The organism is Enterococcus sp. AZ197 (assembly GCF_050556405.1).
Taxonomy (GTDB): domain Bacteria; phylum Bacillota; class Bacilli; order Lactobacillales; family Enterococcaceae; genus Enterococcus; species Enterococcus faecalis.
On the sequence record NZ_CP187873.1, the window covers coordinates 2394664 to 2411907 of the forward strand.

Here is a 17244-nt window from a genome sequence, read left to right on the forward strand (position 1 = left end):
TCGTTTAAAAGACAACGTTACTTTCTAATAAAATATTTGCGTAAGGAGTCATTTCCCCCGTCCGAATAAATGCATGGCAGTTGTTTAATTCTTGTTTCATTTCTGTATGAGGAATAAAACTGATGGGAGTTTCTGGTAAACGAGTTTCAATTGCTGTCAACATGTCAGGATTTTCTGTTTTAATTTCTTCTGCTAAATAAATTCGTTGAACTGCCAATTCCTCAAGGACATTGTTTAAAACTTCCATAAAACTAGGGACGCCATTGGTAACTGCTAAATCAATTTTTTCTGTAGTCCGAGGCACTGGCATGCCTGCATCACCAATACTTAATTTATCAAAATGACCCATTTGTGCGATGACGCGGGAAATATCTGAATTAATAACTTTTGTTTTTTTCATGTCGCTTGCTCCTTTTTATTTGTCTACCAATTCGTGTTGATAAGGAATCGAAGGTTGGGCTCCAAAACGTTGAACAGTCAACGAGGACGCCTTGTTTCCATAACGAATAGCTTCTTCCAAATTGCTAAAATCTTTTTCTAATATACTACTTAATGCGCCAATAAAAGTATCGCCAGCAGCCGTTGTATCAACCGCTTTCACTTTAAAAGCAGGCACAATACCACTTCGTCCATTGACGTCATAAAAGGCGCCTTTACTACCTACTGTAATAATTACTGCTTCAATCCCTAATTGATGAAGTGCTTCTGCGGCTTTACGCATACTCTCTTCATCTGTGATTTTAATGCCTGTTAAAATTTCGGTTTCTGTTTCATTTGGTACAATCATATCTGTCACGTTTAGTAATTCTTCAGGAACTTGTTCTAACGCAGGTGCGGGATTTAAAATCGTTTTGACGCCTGCTTTTTTAGCAATTTTAAACGCTGCAATCGTACTATCAATCGCACTTTCAAATTGGGCAATCACAAAATCACTTTTTTCAATAATTTCTTGATGTTCCTGGACTTGTTTTGGCGTAAAGGCGTTATTGGCTCCTGCGTAAATCATAATGCTATTTTCACCAGCGTTATCTACCATAATAAAGGCTTGGCCAGTAGCTGTTTTTTCTAAAGTGGTGACCCCAGTTAAATTAATTTCATCTTGACTCATTAAATCAGTCATCATAGCTCCAGCGCCATCATTTCCCACAGCACCAATAAAATATGTTTCTGCGCCTGAACGTTTCGCTGCAACTGCTTGGTTTGCTCCTTTACCACCACCTGCTGTAAAATGTTCAATGGCGTGAATTGTTTCGCCTGGTTTTGGCATTTCTTTGACTCTTAATGTTGTGTCTAAATTGATACTTCCGATAATTGTAACCGCGTTCATTTTCATCCACCTCAATAAAATTTATTTTTTCATTCTAATTAAAACGTTTTAGTAAAACGTTTTAATTCCACAACAAAAATATAGCACACCTTGAAAGCTATTTCAAGGGTGCTGTCGAAAATCGTTCAATCAGTTGGACAGGCAAGGTTTGCTCCTCCCAATCTTTTGCAGGCTGATGGATTCTTTCCAATAATAAAGTCGCCGTAGTTTTCCCCAATTGAAAAACAGGTTGAGCAATTGTTGTTAGCGGCGGCGAAACATACTCGCACATATCAACATTGTCATAACCAATAATGCTATAATCCTCAGGAATTTTTTTGCCTGCTTCTGCTAATCCTCGATATAAACCAAAAGCAATTTCATCATTGATAGCAAAAATTCCGGTGCTCTCTGTTTTTAAAATTTCGGGGACAGCTTGGTAGCCGCCAGTTTTTGATAATTCTGTTTCGATTAACTGGACCTTTTCCGTATAAACAGAACAAAAACCTTTTAAACGTTGCTGAATATTGACTGGCGCATGTGGCGGCATTACCACGATGACTTGTTCATGTCGTTGCTCTTGTAAATGCTTTGCTGCTAGTTGCCCACCTCTATAATCGTCTGTCAAAACAGCGTCGCTACAGCCTTCTGCTTTTTTTTGGTCAAGTACAATAAACGGAATCTTTTTCGCACGTAGCGTTTCATTAATCGTTTGATTGGAAATTTCAGAACTTGCAATCACAAAGCCATCGACACTACGACGAATCAACTCTGTTAAATATTCATGTTCTCTTGTAACATCTTGGTCCGCATTGCATAACATCAGTATAAAATTTTCTTTGTATAAAACACTTTCAATTCCTCGAATCAATTGCGCGAAAAATGGATTAGTAATATCAGGTACGATTACGCCAATCGTCTTACTTTTTTTCATCACCATACGTTGCGCAAAATAGTCGGGCTGATAGTTTAATCGCTCTTTTGCAGCCAATACTTTTTCGACCGTTTTCCCACTAAACCGTGCCCCATTCCCGTTTAAAATTTGTGAAACGGTAGTAATGGAGACACCTGAGTCATTGGCAACATCTTTAATTGTAACCTTTTTATTTGTCATCCTACTTCTCTCCTTGCCGTGAACGCGCCCATTCACCGGACCTCTTAATCTCATTTAATTTACTACAATCATTTACTTTACGCAACCACAAATAAATACGTACATTCGTTTAAACCGTCCTTTCATCCCTTCAACAAATTTCGTTGTTCTACTTTTAAAATGTTATACTGTAGAAAAAATGATTTACTTTTTGCTGAATGGAGGGCCTTAATTGAAAAAGAAATCGATTGGTTTGTTGTTAGCTAGCGCATATTTGTTTCACACACGTTCTCGTCAAAAATCCTTAAAAGCCTGTCTTTTTGAAGATTCTTTACGTCTTTCCCAAATTGCTCGCCTTGAACGAAATCCGAAAGTCACCAAGGCTTTTTATCATTGGCAACGATCATTAAATGAACAAGTAACTTTGCCAAAACATTTACGTCATCTTTTTCCTCTTCAAGAAATGACTCAATTTCCTACGATGTATCGCATGTCAAACTCCGTTATTGCACCTACCAAGAAAGCTGTACTGTACCTGCATGGTGGGGGCTTTACATTGAATCTCGCCTATAGCCAATTAGACTTTAGTTATAAACTAATTGAAGATCTCTCTTTTGCAACAGATTATTTTATCCCTGTATATCCATTAGCACCAAATAAGTCTTTTGCTGATATTTATAATCATTGCTATGCTGCTTATCAAGAAATTTTACAGCATTATGATCCCGAAGATGTTATTTTATTAGGTGATTCTGCTGGTGGCACATTGGTTTTAAACGTATTGCAGAATTTAGCCACCGATTTCCCTGAACGCTTACCCAAAGCTGCTGTTTTAATTTCTCCTTGGTTAGATGGACATTTAGACATTCCTGTTGCCAAAAGTTATCAAAAAAAGGACAAAATGATTGGCATGAACTATTTACAATTAATTGCCCAAGAGATTGACGACACGGCCAATCACGCCACACTTTCTTTAAATTGCTTGTCCTTTGATTATCAAAAATTTCCGCCACTTTTTTTCGTGGGCGGCACACATGAAGTTTTTTGCCCTTCCTATCACCAATTTTTAAAACAATTAGGGCCACGACCACAAGATACTTGCCGATTGGTGCCTGGCATGCAACACGTTTTCGCAATGAAACAGTACTTGCCAGAAGGACGACAAGCGCGGAAACAAATTGCACAATTTATCCAAGAACAATGGTAAAAGGCAAATGGGACAGAAGTCAAAACGACTTCTGTCCCACTTGCCTTTTTAGAACTAAACACTTAGTTTTCTTCGGCGACTTTTTTCTCCCGCATAGTCAAAACAGCGCTAGCCAAAAGAACAACCACTACAAAAGCAATGATTCCTCCTACTAAAAGACTCGGACCTGCCTCACCTAATTTACCTAAAAATAGGCCTGGGATTAAATAATCTGTATCCGCAAACGTTGAGGATGCTAACTGTAGATCACCCAAGACTGGTAAAATGAATAACGGTAACCAACTAATTAATAAGCCATTAAACGCAGCCCCTAAAATCGCTCCCCGACGTCCCCCTGTGGAATTTCCAAAAACGCCTGCCGCGGCACCACAGAAAAAGTGCCCGACAACGCCTGGTATAATCACGGTGGTATTCAGACCAACCATCGCTAACATTGAAATAGTTCCCACAATAAAGCTCGCAAAGAACCCAATCAAGACAGCGTTTGGCGCATAAGGAAAGATAATGGGAACATCAAGTGCTGGTTTAGAATTAGGCACTAATTTTTTAGCAATTCCTTGGAAAGCTGGCACAATTTCTCCTAAAACCATCCGCACACCCTGTAAAACCACAACGAAACCAGCCGTAAAGGTTCCTGCTTGAATTAATGAAAAGATGATCGCATTTTCGCCATTGCTTAACTCATGCTCGACATAGCCTGTCCCAGCCAGCAAAGCCAAAATCACATAGACAATCGACATCAAAATCATAATTGAGATGGTTGAGTCTCTTAAAAAACCAAAACTTTTAGGAATTTTAATATCTTCCGTTGACTTTTCTTTATTCCCAAAGACTTTTCCAATAAAGCCACTTGCCGCATAACCAATATTCCCTGTATGCCCCATTGCTACTTTATCATTTCCAGTAATTTGTTTCATAAAGGGCTGACAAAGAGCAGGTGTCACTGTTAATAAAGTTCCTTCAAATAAACCACCTAAAAGAATCATTGGCAAACTAACGCTAAAACCGGCCCCCACTAAAATAACGGCTGTCAAACACGAAACGTACATCATCGCTTGACCTGTCAAAAAGATATATTTAAAACGTGTAAAACGCGCCAACAGAATATTAACAACCATGCCCACCAACATAATCAGAGCAGTTGGTGTCCCATATTGTTGCAAGGCAATCGCTACAACTGCTTCATTACTAGGCACCACGCCTTGTGTATTTAACGCGGTTTGGAACATCTCCGCAAAGGGCGTTAACGAGTTCGCTAATAGCCCTGCGCCACCAATTAAAACTAAAAAGCCGACGAATGTTTTCAACGTTCCTTGAACAACATCAGAAAATTTCTTTTTCTGTAAAACTAATCCCAACAAAGCAATTAATGAAACCAGAATCGCTGGCTGGCTAACAATTGAAACAAATAAATTCAATAAAGTTTCCATGTTTTTCCTCCTTCTTATTGATGTGCAATGCCATTGTCATCTAAAACTTTCAAGACTTTCTCCTTCGTTTCATCGTAATCAATAATCGCATTTAAAGGAATGATTTTTTCATCAGGAATTGACCCTAAAGCATCTTGCAATGTTTTTTCGACAAAGAAGTAATCAGCCATATCGCCACTGGCACTCCCGACATCTGTGTGATCAATTTGAAAATTATCTGTATCAACACCGACTTCCTCTAAAATTTGTTGGATATTCATTTGCACCATAAAACTTGTTCCTAAACCACTTTGACAAACTGTAAAAATCTTCATCTTATTTCTCTCCTTCTTGGATAATTGATAGTATTTCTGGGACGGTTTCAGCCGCCACTAAGCGATGTAATGATTCTTTTTTTGATAGAATTTTTGTCAGACTAGATAAGGCCCGTAAATGTGTTTCGTTATCTGAAGCAGCTAAACAAATAAAAAGGTGAATTTCATGCTTAGGATCTTCTAATAAATCGACACTTTTTTGGATTTTTAGTAATGACATGCCTAACTGATTAACGCCATCTTCTGGTCGCGCATGAGGCAATGCTACGTCTGGACAGATATGGATAAATGGCCCAAACGATTCGACTTTTTGAATCATTGCATCAATGTACTTTTCCGTAATACTGCCATTTTTTAATAACGGCTTGGCAGCTTCTGTAATTCCCGCTCGCCAGTCTGCAACTTCAGGCAGGACTTGGACTGTTTCTGTTGTTAATAATTCCGATAACATTGGACGCAGATCCTCCTCTTTTTCTAAAATTTTGTTCATTTTACGATGCAAGACACGATATAACTGCGCTTCTGTGACTCCTTTTTTTAAGGAAATATAAGGTTTTAAGGCATCTAAAATATCTTTAACATCTGGCATGGAAATACCTGGCAATAGCCAATCTGATTGAACTTGGTGCATCAATTGATTTTTCTCCAAAGAGCTCATAATGGGCTTGGTAAGATAAACTTTTTTGGCTGTTTCAATAGGGACCGTTGAGAAAATGATGTCATAGCTTTTTTCAGATACATTCTCTATTTCCCTCACCGCATTCGTTTCTTTAAATTCAATCATTGGAAATAGCCGACGCAATTCCGATTGCAAAATCAACGAAGAACTGATGCCACTGGGACAAACAATTAGCGCTTTTAGCTTTTCTTGCCGCTGTTCATTTTTTTGGCCGAAAATTTCTCCACCAAATAATATGGTAAAAAAACCGATTTCCTCTGACGGGATTGACCGTTTCGTTAATTTTTCTAAAGGAGCTAACGCTTGTTCACAAAGATGATAAAGCGACCGATACGATTGTCGAATATCCTTGATTAAAACATTCGGCAAGTAAAAGCCATAGTTAATCCGAAAATAGGCAGGAACCAGATGATAATACACATTCATGAGCAATTCACGAGGCTGTTCAAATTGAACAACGGCCAACAATTCCATTTTCCGAATAATTTCACCAGAAATATCTAATAAAAACTCTAACTTCGTATCTCGCAATTCTCCTTGCAAGGCTGTCATTAAACAAATCGTGAAAAAAAGACTCTCAGTTTCTACATTCGCCACTGGCCCAACTAAATCACTTAAAATACGACGACTGACGGGATAAGCGCGTAAGGACTGAATTAACTGGTTCTCAGGCCAGACGACTGTTTTATATTTGCCTAATCTTTTTTGAGAAAAAGCAAGAAAGTAACTAATTTCATCTAATCTGCTGGGTACCAGTTGAAGCTGTGCTTCCTGGACGGCTAATTGAATGCCGTCACGTATTTTTGCGTATTGGCTCATTTGATGCTGACTGAGCCAGCAAAATAAAGCGAAGGTGCCCGACTTTTGTTGTAAGAGGCGGGCAAGCCAATTTTTCCCGAAACGACGAATCCGAAATTCATCTCCTTCTAGGTAAAACCCTCGTTTTCGTTCGTAGGATAAAGCAATGTTTTCAGTTGCTAGTTGGTGTCGTACTTTTTTGATATCCGCTAAAATAGTGCCTTTCGAAACGTCTAAAAAATTTTGGTAATGATACACCGATAGTTCTTCGATTTCTGAATAAGTGAGCAAAAAAATAAGTGCTTGTCTTTCTGTTTCGCTATAGATCACTTGACGTTGTTGAAAAAGTTGTTTTCCCCATTCATTTGCGGAAAGGTTTGGAATGCTGACGGTATCCTGTTGAACTTCTCCGCCTATTGTCGAAAGTTGCGTCACTAATTCTCGTTGCGAAAGATCGGTTATTTGTTGAGCCAAAGAGAGCGCAATTTTTTGCCCTGCATACTCGTCAAGGAGATAACTTATTTTATAATTCACAGCTGTGTCCTCCTCCTGTAATCATCATATAATGATAGCGCTTTAATTTCTATCTAAGTTGGGTACAAATGTCTACTGTACTTTTTTGATAAATTGTACCGTTCTTTATTTTAAAGTTAACAAAAACCCGTTGCAAGTTTCTTAAAAACTTACAACGGGTTTTCTTTATGTTAATTGTGTTTGTAATGCGATATTCAGCAAGATAGCCACCGCTACCCAGCCGCCACACATCACCAGAAGCAGCCAACTAAACATTGATTGTTTTACTAAAGACTGCTTAGGCTTTGCCAGATGTACAAAATTCATGCTATTTACTAAGAACAGTAAAAATAAAGCAAAACAAAGGACGGCCAAGCCAGCACAAATCCAAATCCACATCGTAATCTCCATCTATATTCCTCCTTCTACATTAACTCTATTTATAAAAACAGCACATTATTTTTCCTTTTTCCTTTTTTTATTCAAATAATAGAAACTTGTTAGTACTACGAGTAAACATGCAATACCAAGGCTGTAAAGCCACGTGCTATTTCGTTCACCTGTCCTTGGTAATGACGTCTGTGCATTAGTCGGATTCGTTTTAGCAGTGGTTTTTCTGCTCACTTTGTCTTGTTGTTGTGACGTTTTTTTATCTTTATCAGTGACTGGTTGCTCTATTGGCTTAATGACACCTTCCGTTTTTAGTGGCTCTTTCCCTCCATAGAACGTTACACCGATATTCGTTTGCCCTACTTCTTCTGCAAAACTCTCAGAAGAAACAATTAGACTCGCAATGCCAACGGTTAAAAGTATTCCCAACGTCACCAGAAGTGACCCTTTACTTTTCATTGTCATCATAGCGTACTCCTTGTCTATTTTTCAAGGCTGCCTGTTTTTCTTGTTGTAAATAGGCTTGTTGTTTCAGTGTTGCTTTCTGTTGCGTAAAACGCCAAATAGCTAGAATTAGACTCACAATTGTTGCAACTAACAAGCCATAAAAAGCTTGATTCCACCAAGTCGGTAGGACCAATTTCACTACTGCTTCTTTATTTAATTTTTTGGCTTCTTGACTACTGATGGTAAATTCTTGCTTAAACGGCCACACTTGTTGTTCATCTTCTTTCAAGACCGCTTTTCCTTCAAAAATATAGGTTCCTGGACGAACATCTTCTTTCCCGAAATCTAAATGGAAGTTCATCGTCGAATTTGGCGCAAAACGAACACTTGGTAAAATCCGTTTGGCATATTCTTTCGTTTCGCCTTTTTTCGTTACTTTTCCTTCTAAACGTACTTCAGGAAAAATAGCGGATGTCGGATTCTGAATAACCGCTTGGACCGATTTATTTCCTAAAGCAATGGTCGGAACTAATTTAACTAATTGAAGAGTCTCTGCTAGATACATCGGTGTATCTTCTGACATTCGTAAAGCAATTGCTACATTAAATCCATATCGACTGGTTAAACCCGTTGATTTTCCTTTTTCTTCCTTTTCATCTTCTGCAAGCGAAGCATAAACACCACCCAAAACTAATCCTTGGAAACCATTCGCTGGAATTTCGACAGTCATTTTGGCTGTTACGGTTTTCTTAGCGGGAACTTTTACATGTTCCTCAGGTAATTTAATTAATGTTGTCAAGGGTACTTTTAAACTTGAATCTGGTTTTTTCTCGAAATCATTGTACACAATTAAACCATTGTCATTCGTCACAGCATTCGCCAAATTTAAATCAATCGTCAATTCTTCATCTGTTTTATTAATTAAAGATAATTCGACTTCTTGTTTCTGTCCTGGTTTTACAATGAGATCGTAGTAGGATTGCGTATTTTTCGCTTGATTCTCAGGAATATTGGGTTTAACTGTAAATTTTGTATTCATGTTGTCATCCGCTTCTTCTGCTTGTACAGCAGAAGGGATGCTTAATGCCATCACACAAATAAAAACTGTGACGATTAGCCAGCGCATTGTCTTCATTATTTGTTCCTCCTATGTATCGAAAAGGAGCCGTGCACCACTGCGCAGCTCCTTTTCTAGTAATGCAGTATTCTCGTTAGTAACTTTTTATGGCGCAGCCACTAATGTCCAAGTTACGTTACCTGTATACGCACCATTTGTAATTTGTGAACTAGGTGTTGTAATGTTTAATTTTACATTTGATAATTCAGAATCCCATGTACCTTGACCTTTACCAACTGCAGCTGTAGCAATTGATACAGCTGCTCCACCTACTGGAATAGTTGTTCCAGCAAATTCAGGACTTCCTGGATCTGCTGCAAAGGCAGCCACATCACGTGAGTATGTTTTTGCTGTTTCATCGTATTTAGCTACTGCTCCTGTTTGCGCAAAGGTAATTGAACCTTCTAAAGTAGCAGTACCATTTTTCATTTCAGCAACGCCTGCAGTAACTGACCAACCCGCTTGTGTTCCACGAACATCCCCGACCGCATAACGTTTTGTTTGTGTACCATTTGCATCTAATGAAATCGCTGATAAATCAGAACTAACTTCTGTCGAAGCAAATTTGAATTCTGTTGGAACATATAACAAATCAAAGTTAGTATTCGTACCTGGTTCTGGTTCTTGGGTACTTCCATCTTCTCCATCACCATTACCACCTGGTAATGAACCACTCGTCATTTCTACGTTTGCTGGTGTTGTACCAGTCGTTGTTGCATGTGCTGCTGCAGGAGCGATGCTTGCCCCTAAAATTGCCGTTCCTGCAAATAAAGTTACCAATGTTTTTTTCTTCATTTTACTCTCTCCTTTATATCTTGGTTAATTAATGAATAAAAAAGTGAAAAACTTTTCTATCTCAGTAGAACGTAAACTAAGTATAGCGAAAAAAAGACTGCTTGTGATTTCAAATTTTAAACACCTCATGCAAAAAAAATGAATTTACTATAACAGCAAGGTTCCAACGACTTTTCGTGTCTTTGAAAACGTAATTTTCAAAAAATATATTGTTTTTTTTCACATATAAAGTAGTAATTTTATAAAAAAACAGCGAGAAAACGTCAAAACATTAGTAACAAACACTAACATTTTGACGTTTTCTCGCATTTATTAAATCGAAATTTCCTCAATATTTTTAAAAAAAATAGTGAAAACTAAAATTATATCGTTTTCATAGACAAAACGTACATTTTTTCTTACGAAAATTGATAATCACTCGCTGACTATTCTCTAATCAAAGCTTGCGTTGTACAGCGGAAGGAACCACCTAACATTCTAGAAACATGGTAATCAATTGCCTCAACTTTGATACCTTTTGCTTCTATTTGAGGAATTAAAGTTGTAAACGATTGGTCCGTTATATAAGTTTCTTCGTTAAGCGGTAGACCATTTGTCACTAAATACGCTGCTTCTTGCAAAGTAACGTGAATTTTTTCCCAGTTGGCTAATTGCGCAGGAAGTCCATCCAAAAAGGCCTCTTCACAAACAATCATCAAGCCTTCTCTCAACAAGCTTAACGCACAATCTAAGTGGAGAATATGCGGATGTAACCGAACCGGCACCACTTCATAACCAAAATGACCAATCATATTGGCTAACCACTGAATTCCTGCTAGGTTACTTGCCAAGCCAGAGTAGCCCACAAAAATTGTTTTTCCTAGAACTAAAACATCGCCGCCTTCAATAAAGGGACCTGCTTCACTTAAAGCCCCTTCAGAAATGTCAGGTTGTGGCGCAGCAAAATAATAGCCTTCTGCTTCTTGTGTCCACTGCTGAATAATCGGACGAATTGGTAAAATTTCTTGTCGACGGTGTTGAAATCTTAAGTTTCCTTCTATTAAGAGATTGCCAATTGTAAAAAAAGGGTCTCGTGAAAAGAAGTTACTATATCCTACGCCCAATTCCTTGCCATGTTCTTTTTCATAGGTTGTCAATAAACGTGGACGAAATACTTCTACGCCATAAGATTCTAATACTCCTTGCATGACTTCTTTTTCTTTTTCCCAACGCACTTGTTGTTCTGGTGCAAAGTCTGCTAAATCACGCCCTTCATTATTCTGTGTTAAACGGGCATTTTCCTCTGTTAAAAAAGTCGTATCCGCTTCATCAAATTTATCTGGTAAACAAAATTGCGATTGTGCTAAAACAACTGAACGCAACGGTGCAAATTCACTTTCAACATGCATTTTTTTCATTATTTGACCTCACTTTTATCTGGTTACCTTCATTATAACAGAGATAAAATTTTTATGCCTTCAATGAAGAAAAAGCAGAACTTCTATACGTTCTGCTTTTTCTTCATTTTGTTATTTACCAATACCTTTATCTTTAATCTCAGCTTTTTGCCCGGTGCCATCTACTAAGCCAAAAATAATCTTCGCTTGGTCTGTATTATCAATTTGTCCTGAAAAAGCTTCTGCTTGTGGGCCATAAGCATAGACATTTACATCTTCTCCTGTGTGTCCGCCAGTAGTCCAACCAGTATTCGAACGTTCATCAAAAATCTTTCTTAATGCCTGAGCTATTTTTTCAACATCTTTTGACTCCGCCGCTGTTTTCACTGCTTTCAATTCAGCCTCACTTAATTGAAAATCAATATACTCAGTCACTGTTTTTTCCACATTACCATTTTTAATAATTTCTTCTGCCATGAAATCAGGCGTGCGTTTTGCCGCATGTAAAGGCTCCGTCAACCAGTTGTATTGATCTCCTTTGCCTAAAGACAAGCCCCCTGTTGAATGATCTGCAGTTGTAACCACCAATGTTTCACCATCTTTTTTGGCAAAATCGATGGCCTTTTCAAACGCCGCTTCGAAGTCTTGCATTTCGCTCATCGCGCCAACAATATCATTGCTATGCCCGGCCCAATCAATTTGACTACCTTCAACCATTAAAAAGAAACCTTTTTCATTTTTATCTAACCGTTGAAGAGCCGCTTCTGTCATATCAGCTAATGAAGGGACTTCTTCCGTTCGGTCAATCATTTTAGGTAGCCCGCCTGGTGCAAACAAGCCTAAAATTTTGTCGTCTTGGTTCTCATTCAACGACTTTTTGTCTGTGACATGACCATAACCCGCTTGGGAAAATTCTTTGACTAAATCACGATCTTTCCGGGCAAATAATTCGGAGCCGCCGCCAAGTAACACATCGACTTTGTGTTGTCCGTCGATTTGATCATCAAAATAGTCATCGGCGATTTCTGCCATGTTTTTGCGTGAAACATTATGTGCGCCATATGCAGCAGGGGTTGCATGTGTTATTTCAGATGTTGCTACAAGCCCCGTTGATTTCCCCACTTTTTTCGCACGTTCCAGCACTGTTTCTGTTTTGGACTTGTCATTATCGAGTGCTATAGCATTATTATAGGTTTTTACTCCGGCAGCCATCGCTGTCGCTGCGGAAGCTGAATCGGTGACATTCTCTTCTTCATCTTCTGGATAAGTGGCTTGCTGTCCGACCAAATAGGTATCAAAAGCTGTTTGGGGAACACGCTTGTCTGAGTGATTGGCTTTGAAATAGCGATAGCCCGTTGTATACGGATTCCCCATGCCATCTCCAATCATAAAAATAACATTTTTTACTGATGCTTTTTCAGATTCAGTTGCCTTCGCTTCAGCAACCTCTGTTTGTTTTTCGCCGCTTTTCTGTTCAGATAAATTTGTACAACCCGCTAATGTTGTGAATGTTAATAAGGTAACCCCTAGCAAAGCTCTTTTCTTCATTTCCTTGTTTCCTCCTTCATATCTACCCATACATTGACTATAACAAGTCTTAGTTGATTTCTGATAAATAACAAGTAAACAAAGTGTTAAGTTGTTGTATTGCTTCTGTTAAGTTCCTTATTTATCGCGTCTTGCTGCTCTTTTTTCGGCCTCTTTGCGTAATTGTTTCTGCGCTTTTTTTGAGCCGCGTTCAATATCTTTGAGTTTCTTTCGTTCATGGAAATCTGTAAATAAACTTTCTAAATCATAGTCTTGCGGATATAGATCTTGTGCTTTCGCTTGTAATTTCAACCGTCTTCGTGGTACATTTTCAATTTTATCATTCACAAATACTTGGATTTCTTGTTCACCCTCATCTGTAAAAACCAACCCAATTTGTTGTGTTTCTGTCAATAGGACACGATCACCTTTTTGATAACGGTGTGTTTCTTTTACAAACATGGCAAAGGTCGTTTCTTTTGCTTTCAGGGGTTTAAATAAACTTCGATTAGTAGGGTATTCTTTCCGCTGAATATAATGGGCCGCCTTTTCAATGAGCTGTGGCTCCATCTTCATTTTACGTGCAATCCAAAGCGCCTGACTATCGCCAACTTCACCAATTTTCAATTGATATTTGGGTGTTAATGTTTCACGATCGAAGGCCATTGCGGCGGGCACAAAATCATCATGTTCTTGGGCAAAACGTTTAATTTCACCATAATGGGTCGTCGCAACTACCAAGGCACCCTTTTGATACATCGTTTCCATGATCGCAATCGCTAAGCCAGCTCCTTCGTTCGGCTCGGTACCACTGCCAATTTCATCTAATAAAACAAGCGTGTGTCGCTTAACATTACGCAACATTTCCGCAATATTTTTCATGTGCCCAGAAAAAGTGCTTAACGCATTTTCCAGATTTTGCTGATCACCAATATCGACAAAAATTTCATCTAATACTGGAATCTCTGTGCCCGCTTGTGCTGGAATTTGCAACCCAAATTGTGTCATGACAGTCAATAAGCCAACTGTTTTCAAGACAACCGTTTTACCACCAGCATTGGCACCTGTAATGACAAGTCCTCGATACTCTGCTCCTAAAGAAAACGTCAATGGTACTGCGTGTTCTAATAAAAGTGGATGTTTTCCTTGAACAATGCGCAAGCGTTCTTCTTTGTTTACTTTTGGCGTGATCCCACCAATTTCGCGACTATACTTTCCTCGTGCAAAAATAATATCTAAGGTGGTCATTGTATCGACGGCTTGATCGACAAGTCGTTCTTGCTCATTAATTAACCCAGTTAGTTCCGCCAAAATTTGATATTCTTCCGCTGTTTCTTCCGCTTTTAAGAGTGTCAATTGTTCATTTAATTTACTAATTGCTACAGGTTCAATAAAGACCGTTTGTCCTTTATTGGATTGCTCAATGATTGTGCCTGAAACCTTATTTTTATAGCTAGCTTTGATTGGTACCGTGTAATGTTCCCCTTTTTTCACCATCATATTTTCTTGAATATACAGTTGATTATTTTTATTGCGTAAAAATTTGGTGACTTTTGTTTCAATTTCTTGTTGGCATTCATTGATTTGACGCCGGATTTTCCGAAGTTGTCGAGAAGCATCGGTGGCAACTTTTTGATTATGGATTTTCGTATAAATTTGTTCTTCAATTGCTCTGAAATCAGCTAAGTGCTGACTGTAACTAAATAGGCGTGGTGTTTGGTATTGATTTTTTTCAAAAAACTTCTGGATTCGCTGACTACTTCTTAAAAAGTCAGCGACCTCAATCAATTCGTTTGGTGTAAGGATTAAGCCTTTTTTCACTTGTTGAAGCAAGCGGGTAATTTGGCTCAAGCCCATGAAAGGGACGTGTTGTCCGCTATCAATAATTAAGCGGGCCTCGGTTGTTTCCGTTAAGCGGGACTGCACTGTTTCTAAACGTGTTGCAGGGACCATTTTCGCCAACCGTTCTTTACTATACTCGCCAATCGCACGTGTTTGAACTTCTTTAAGAATTGTTGTAAATTGTAATTTTTGAATGGTTTCATGATTCATTTGTTTTTTCTTCCTTTCTATCACGAAAAGAATACCTGGCGCCTTTAAATAAAAACCAGTTTCTATAGAAAAAAGAGGACAGCGTTCTACCGCTGTCCTCTTTATCATTGGATAAAGGTTACTAAAGAAACCTCTTTTAAAGGAGGTATTTAGTAAATGAGATGACTGACAGGTATCACTTTCTAAGCACACCAAATAAACCTTGCTTGGTTCACTGGTTATTCAACTTATCAATTAGATACCTACGACACTCACCAAAATACCCCACATTCATTTGTTGGTTTTTATTTATTCTCCACTTGAGAGTAGCAAATCTAGCGAAGAAAGTCAAATAAAGATTGGCCCTTTACTTATTCAATGTCTTTTTCATCATGGTTAGTAACGTTTTCACGTCTTCTGTTCTAGTGTCCCCTGTTTCTTGATCGATAATTGAGCTGTAGACATGAGGAATGATTTTTTTAACGCCGGCATCCACCGCAATTTGAACAATTTCTTCAAAGTTTTCTAAATCAATGCCCCCTGTTGGCTCTAAATAAAAGTCATACTTGGCACAAGCTGCTGCTACTGCTTGGTATTCTTCTTTGTGAGCCAAGCCTTTCATCGGGAAATATTTAATGGAACTGCCCCCCATGTCTTTCAACAATTTGATGGCAGTTTCGATAGGTACTTCCGCCGCTGGCGCACCCGAGCTTAACGGACCTGTCGCAATGTTAACATAGCCAACTTTGCCTGTGGGTGAAACCAAGCCATTAATCACTGTTTCGTCTTGACGAAGTAAGGCCCGCGAAGCGCCGACACCTGTGAAAACTTGGTTCACGTGTTGCGGTTGTAGAACTTCTGATAAGCGAGCCACCATTTGACTTTGATTTGGATCACCAGCTCCTAAGCCGACAGATAAAGCGTTGTTGGTTGCTGCTTGGTATTTTTTCATATCGTCAATGGCTGCTTCATCGGTTTCATAGTTTTTTGAAAGGACGCCTAACACAACATGCCCTTCTGCTGCTTCATAACAGGCTTGGGCATTTTCTACTGAATTGGCTAAAACGTTTAAACAAATGCGTTCTTCTAAATAATTAGGTTTTAATGACATGGCTTATTTCTCCTTTGTGTCCATAATTTCTTGTAATCGTTGCACGATTTTGTTCATTTCTTCTTGATTGACAGAACGAATGTCAAATTCAATGATGCCATTGTTGGCTTGATATTCTCGCGTATAAATGGCTGGACTTTCTGCTTTTAACGCTTGGATGACTTCCTTGGCGGTTTTTCTGCCGTCCACTTTGACACTGGCGCGATAAATGTCTCGGCCAGCGCCATCTTGGACAATTTTGGCGGTTAAATCTGACAGGTTGTTGATGGCTTCAACAAACGGTTTTAAGCGCTCTTGCATCGAAGCCCCTGATTCACTGCCATGCGCCAAGTATTCTTCCACTGCTTGCGTAAAGCCTAGGATATTGTCTTTGCCAATTTTCATTGCTCGACCAATGCCTTTGCCTTGTAGGCGCACCCAGTCAATGTATTCTTTTTTCCCGACCACTAAACCGGCACTTGGCCCTTCAATGGCTTTGGCGCCGCTGTAAATCACCAAATCAGCGCCTGCTTCAGTGTATTTGAAAAGATCTTCTTCTGCTGCCGCGTCAACAATTAGCGGCACCTTGTGGCGTTGCGCCACTTTGGCCGCTTCGGCTACCGTCAGCATACTTTTTTGCACGGTATGATGGCTTTTGATGTATAGAATGGCCGCTGTTTTTTCAGAAATCATCATTTCCACGTGTTCTGGACTGCACATGTTGGCGTAGCCAGCTTCCACCACTTGGCCGCCGCCTTGCGCTACCATAACTTCTACAGGCGTGCCGTAGTCCACGTTGTGCCCTTTAGGTAAAACAATCTCCCGCTGTTCGATCTTTTCTGAATAGGGATGATACGCGTGGTACAAGCTGCCTTTTCCAATCAAGGCAGCCACCGATTGGGCAATCCCCGCCGAAGCCGAGGAAACGATTTGGGCATCTTCTACCTTCAACAAGTCGGCTAAAAAGGCCCCTGTTTGCACACTAAGTTCACTCATTTCAAAGAAATGTTCGCCGCCGAATCGTTGAGCTGCTAGGACTGCCTCCGAAACTTTGGAGACACCTAGAATGGTCATTTTCCCAGAAGCATTGATGACTTCTTTTAAGTGGAATTTTTCGTAACTATTCATTAT

General features: G+C 39.1%; 16 protein-coding genes. 1 reads left to right on the forward strand and 15 read right to left on the reverse strand.

Features of this window, described 5'->3' with window-relative positions:
• Positions 1-4: 4 nt before the first annotated feature.
• From rbsD to rbsR, 3 genes are all read right to left on the reverse strand, one after another.
• On the reverse strand, positions 5-400 hold the full coding sequence (rbsD, locus tag IGK82_RS11600) for a D-ribose pyranase (protein WP_002375705.1): 396 nt from the start codon (positions 398-400) through the stop codon (positions 5-7).
• Between the two features lie 15 nt (positions 401-415).
• The gene (gene rbsK / locus IGK82_RS11605) at positions 416-1333 is read right to left on the reverse strand and encodes a ribokinase (RefSeq protein ID WP_002394056.1); all 918 of its coding nucleotides are present in this window, start codon (positions 1331-1333) and stop codon (positions 416-418) included.
• A gap of 91 nt (positions 1334-1424) precedes the next feature.
• The gene (gene rbsR / locus IGK82_RS11610) at positions 1425-2420 is read right to left on the reverse strand and encodes a ribose utilization transcriptional repressor RbsR (RefSeq protein WP_430605111.1); all 996 of its coding nucleotides are present in this window, start codon (positions 2418-2420) and stop codon (positions 1425-1427) included.
• 211 nt (positions 2421-2631) lie between these two features.
• Here rbsR and IGK82_RS11615 point away from each other — a divergent pair, with 211 nt between their 5' ends.
• Entirely contained in the window at positions 2632-3606 is a 975-nt protein-coding gene (locus tag IGK82_RS11615; protein ID WP_002394058.1) for an alpha/beta hydrolase, read from the forward strand.
• Between the two features lie 62 nt (positions 3607-3668).
• Here the strand turns inward: IGK82_RS11615 and IGK82_RS11620 are convergent, their stop codons facing one another.
• From IGK82_RS11620 to IGK82_RS11675, 12 genes are all read right to left on the reverse strand, one after another.
• The gene (locus tag IGK82_RS11620; protein WP_016622105.1) at positions 3669-5036 is read right to left on the reverse strand and encodes a PTS ascorbate transporter subunit IIC; all 1368 of its coding nucleotides are present in this window, start codon (positions 5034-5036) and stop codon (positions 3669-3671) included.
• A 14-nt stretch (positions 5037-5050) separates the two neighbouring features.
• Entirely contained in the window at positions 5051-5350 is a 300-nt protein-coding gene (locus IGK82_RS11625; RefSeq protein ID WP_002355095.1) for a PTS sugar transporter subunit IIB, read from the reverse strand.
• A 1-nt stretch (position 5351) separates the two neighbouring features.
• The gene (locus IGK82_RS11630; RefSeq protein ID WP_016622104.1) at positions 5352-7361 is read right to left on the reverse strand and encodes a BglG family transcription antiterminator; all 2010 of its coding nucleotides are present in this window, start codon (positions 7359-7361) and stop codon (positions 5352-5354) included.
• Positions 7362-7526: 165 nt separating this feature from the next.
• Positions 7527-7751 (reverse strand): hypothetical protein, encoded by a 225-nt coding sequence (locus tag IGK82_RS11635; protein ID WP_002355093.1) that lies wholly within the window; start codon positions 7749-7751, stop codon positions 7527-7529.
• A 45-nt stretch (positions 7752-7796) separates the two neighbouring features.
• Positions 7797-8198: an LPXTG cell wall anchor domain-containing protein gene (locus tag IGK82_RS11640; protein ID WP_002355092.1), complete on the reverse strand. Its 402-nt coding sequence runs from the start codon at positions 8196-8198 to the stop codon at positions 7797-7799.
• Positions 8179-9312, reverse strand: coding sequence for a DUF916 and DUF3324 domain-containing protein (locus IGK82_RS11645; protein WP_002394060.1), 1134 nt, complete (start codon positions 9310-9312; stop codon positions 8179-8181). Before IGK82_RS11645 ends, IGK82_RS11640 begins: the two co-directional genes overlap by 20 nt.
• Before the next feature lie 87 nt (positions 9313-9399).
• Complete coding sequence (locus IGK82_RS11650; RefSeq protein WP_002355089.1) at positions 9400-10089, reverse strand: WxL domain-containing protein; 690 nt, start codon at positions 10087-10089, stop codon at positions 9400-9402.
• A 425-nt stretch (positions 10090-10514) separates the two neighbouring features.
• Positions 10515-11486, reverse strand: a complete 972-nt coding sequence (locus tag IGK82_RS11655; RefSeq protein WP_002359145.1) for a dimethylarginine dimethylaminohydrolase family protein — start codon at positions 11484-11486, stop codon at positions 10515-10517.
• A gap of 111 nt (positions 11487-11597) precedes the next feature.
• Complete coding sequence (locus tag IGK82_RS11660) at positions 11598-13043, reverse strand: alkaline phosphatase (protein ID WP_002392525.1); 1446 nt, start codon at positions 13041-13043, stop codon at positions 11598-11600.
• 87 nt (positions 13044-13130) lie between these two features.
• Positions 13131-15044, reverse strand: a complete 1914-nt coding sequence (locus IGK82_RS11665; protein ID WP_002388572.1) for an endonuclease MutS2 — start codon at positions 15042-15044, stop codon at positions 13131-13133.
• Between the two features lie 346 nt (positions 15045-15390).
• Positions 15391-16134 (reverse strand): 2-dehydro-3-deoxy-phosphogluconate aldolase, encoded by a 744-nt coding sequence (gene dagF, locus IGK82_RS11670; RefSeq protein WP_002378063.1) that lies wholly within the window; start codon positions 16132-16134, stop codon positions 15391-15393.
• Between the two features lie 3 nt (positions 16135-16137).
• Positions 16138-17241: a DgaE family pyridoxal phosphate-dependent ammonia lyase gene (locus IGK82_RS11675; RefSeq protein WP_002370039.1), complete on the reverse strand. Its 1104-nt coding sequence runs from the start codon at positions 17239-17241 to the stop codon at positions 16138-16140.
• Between the last annotated feature and the right edge of the window lie 3 nt (positions 17242-17244).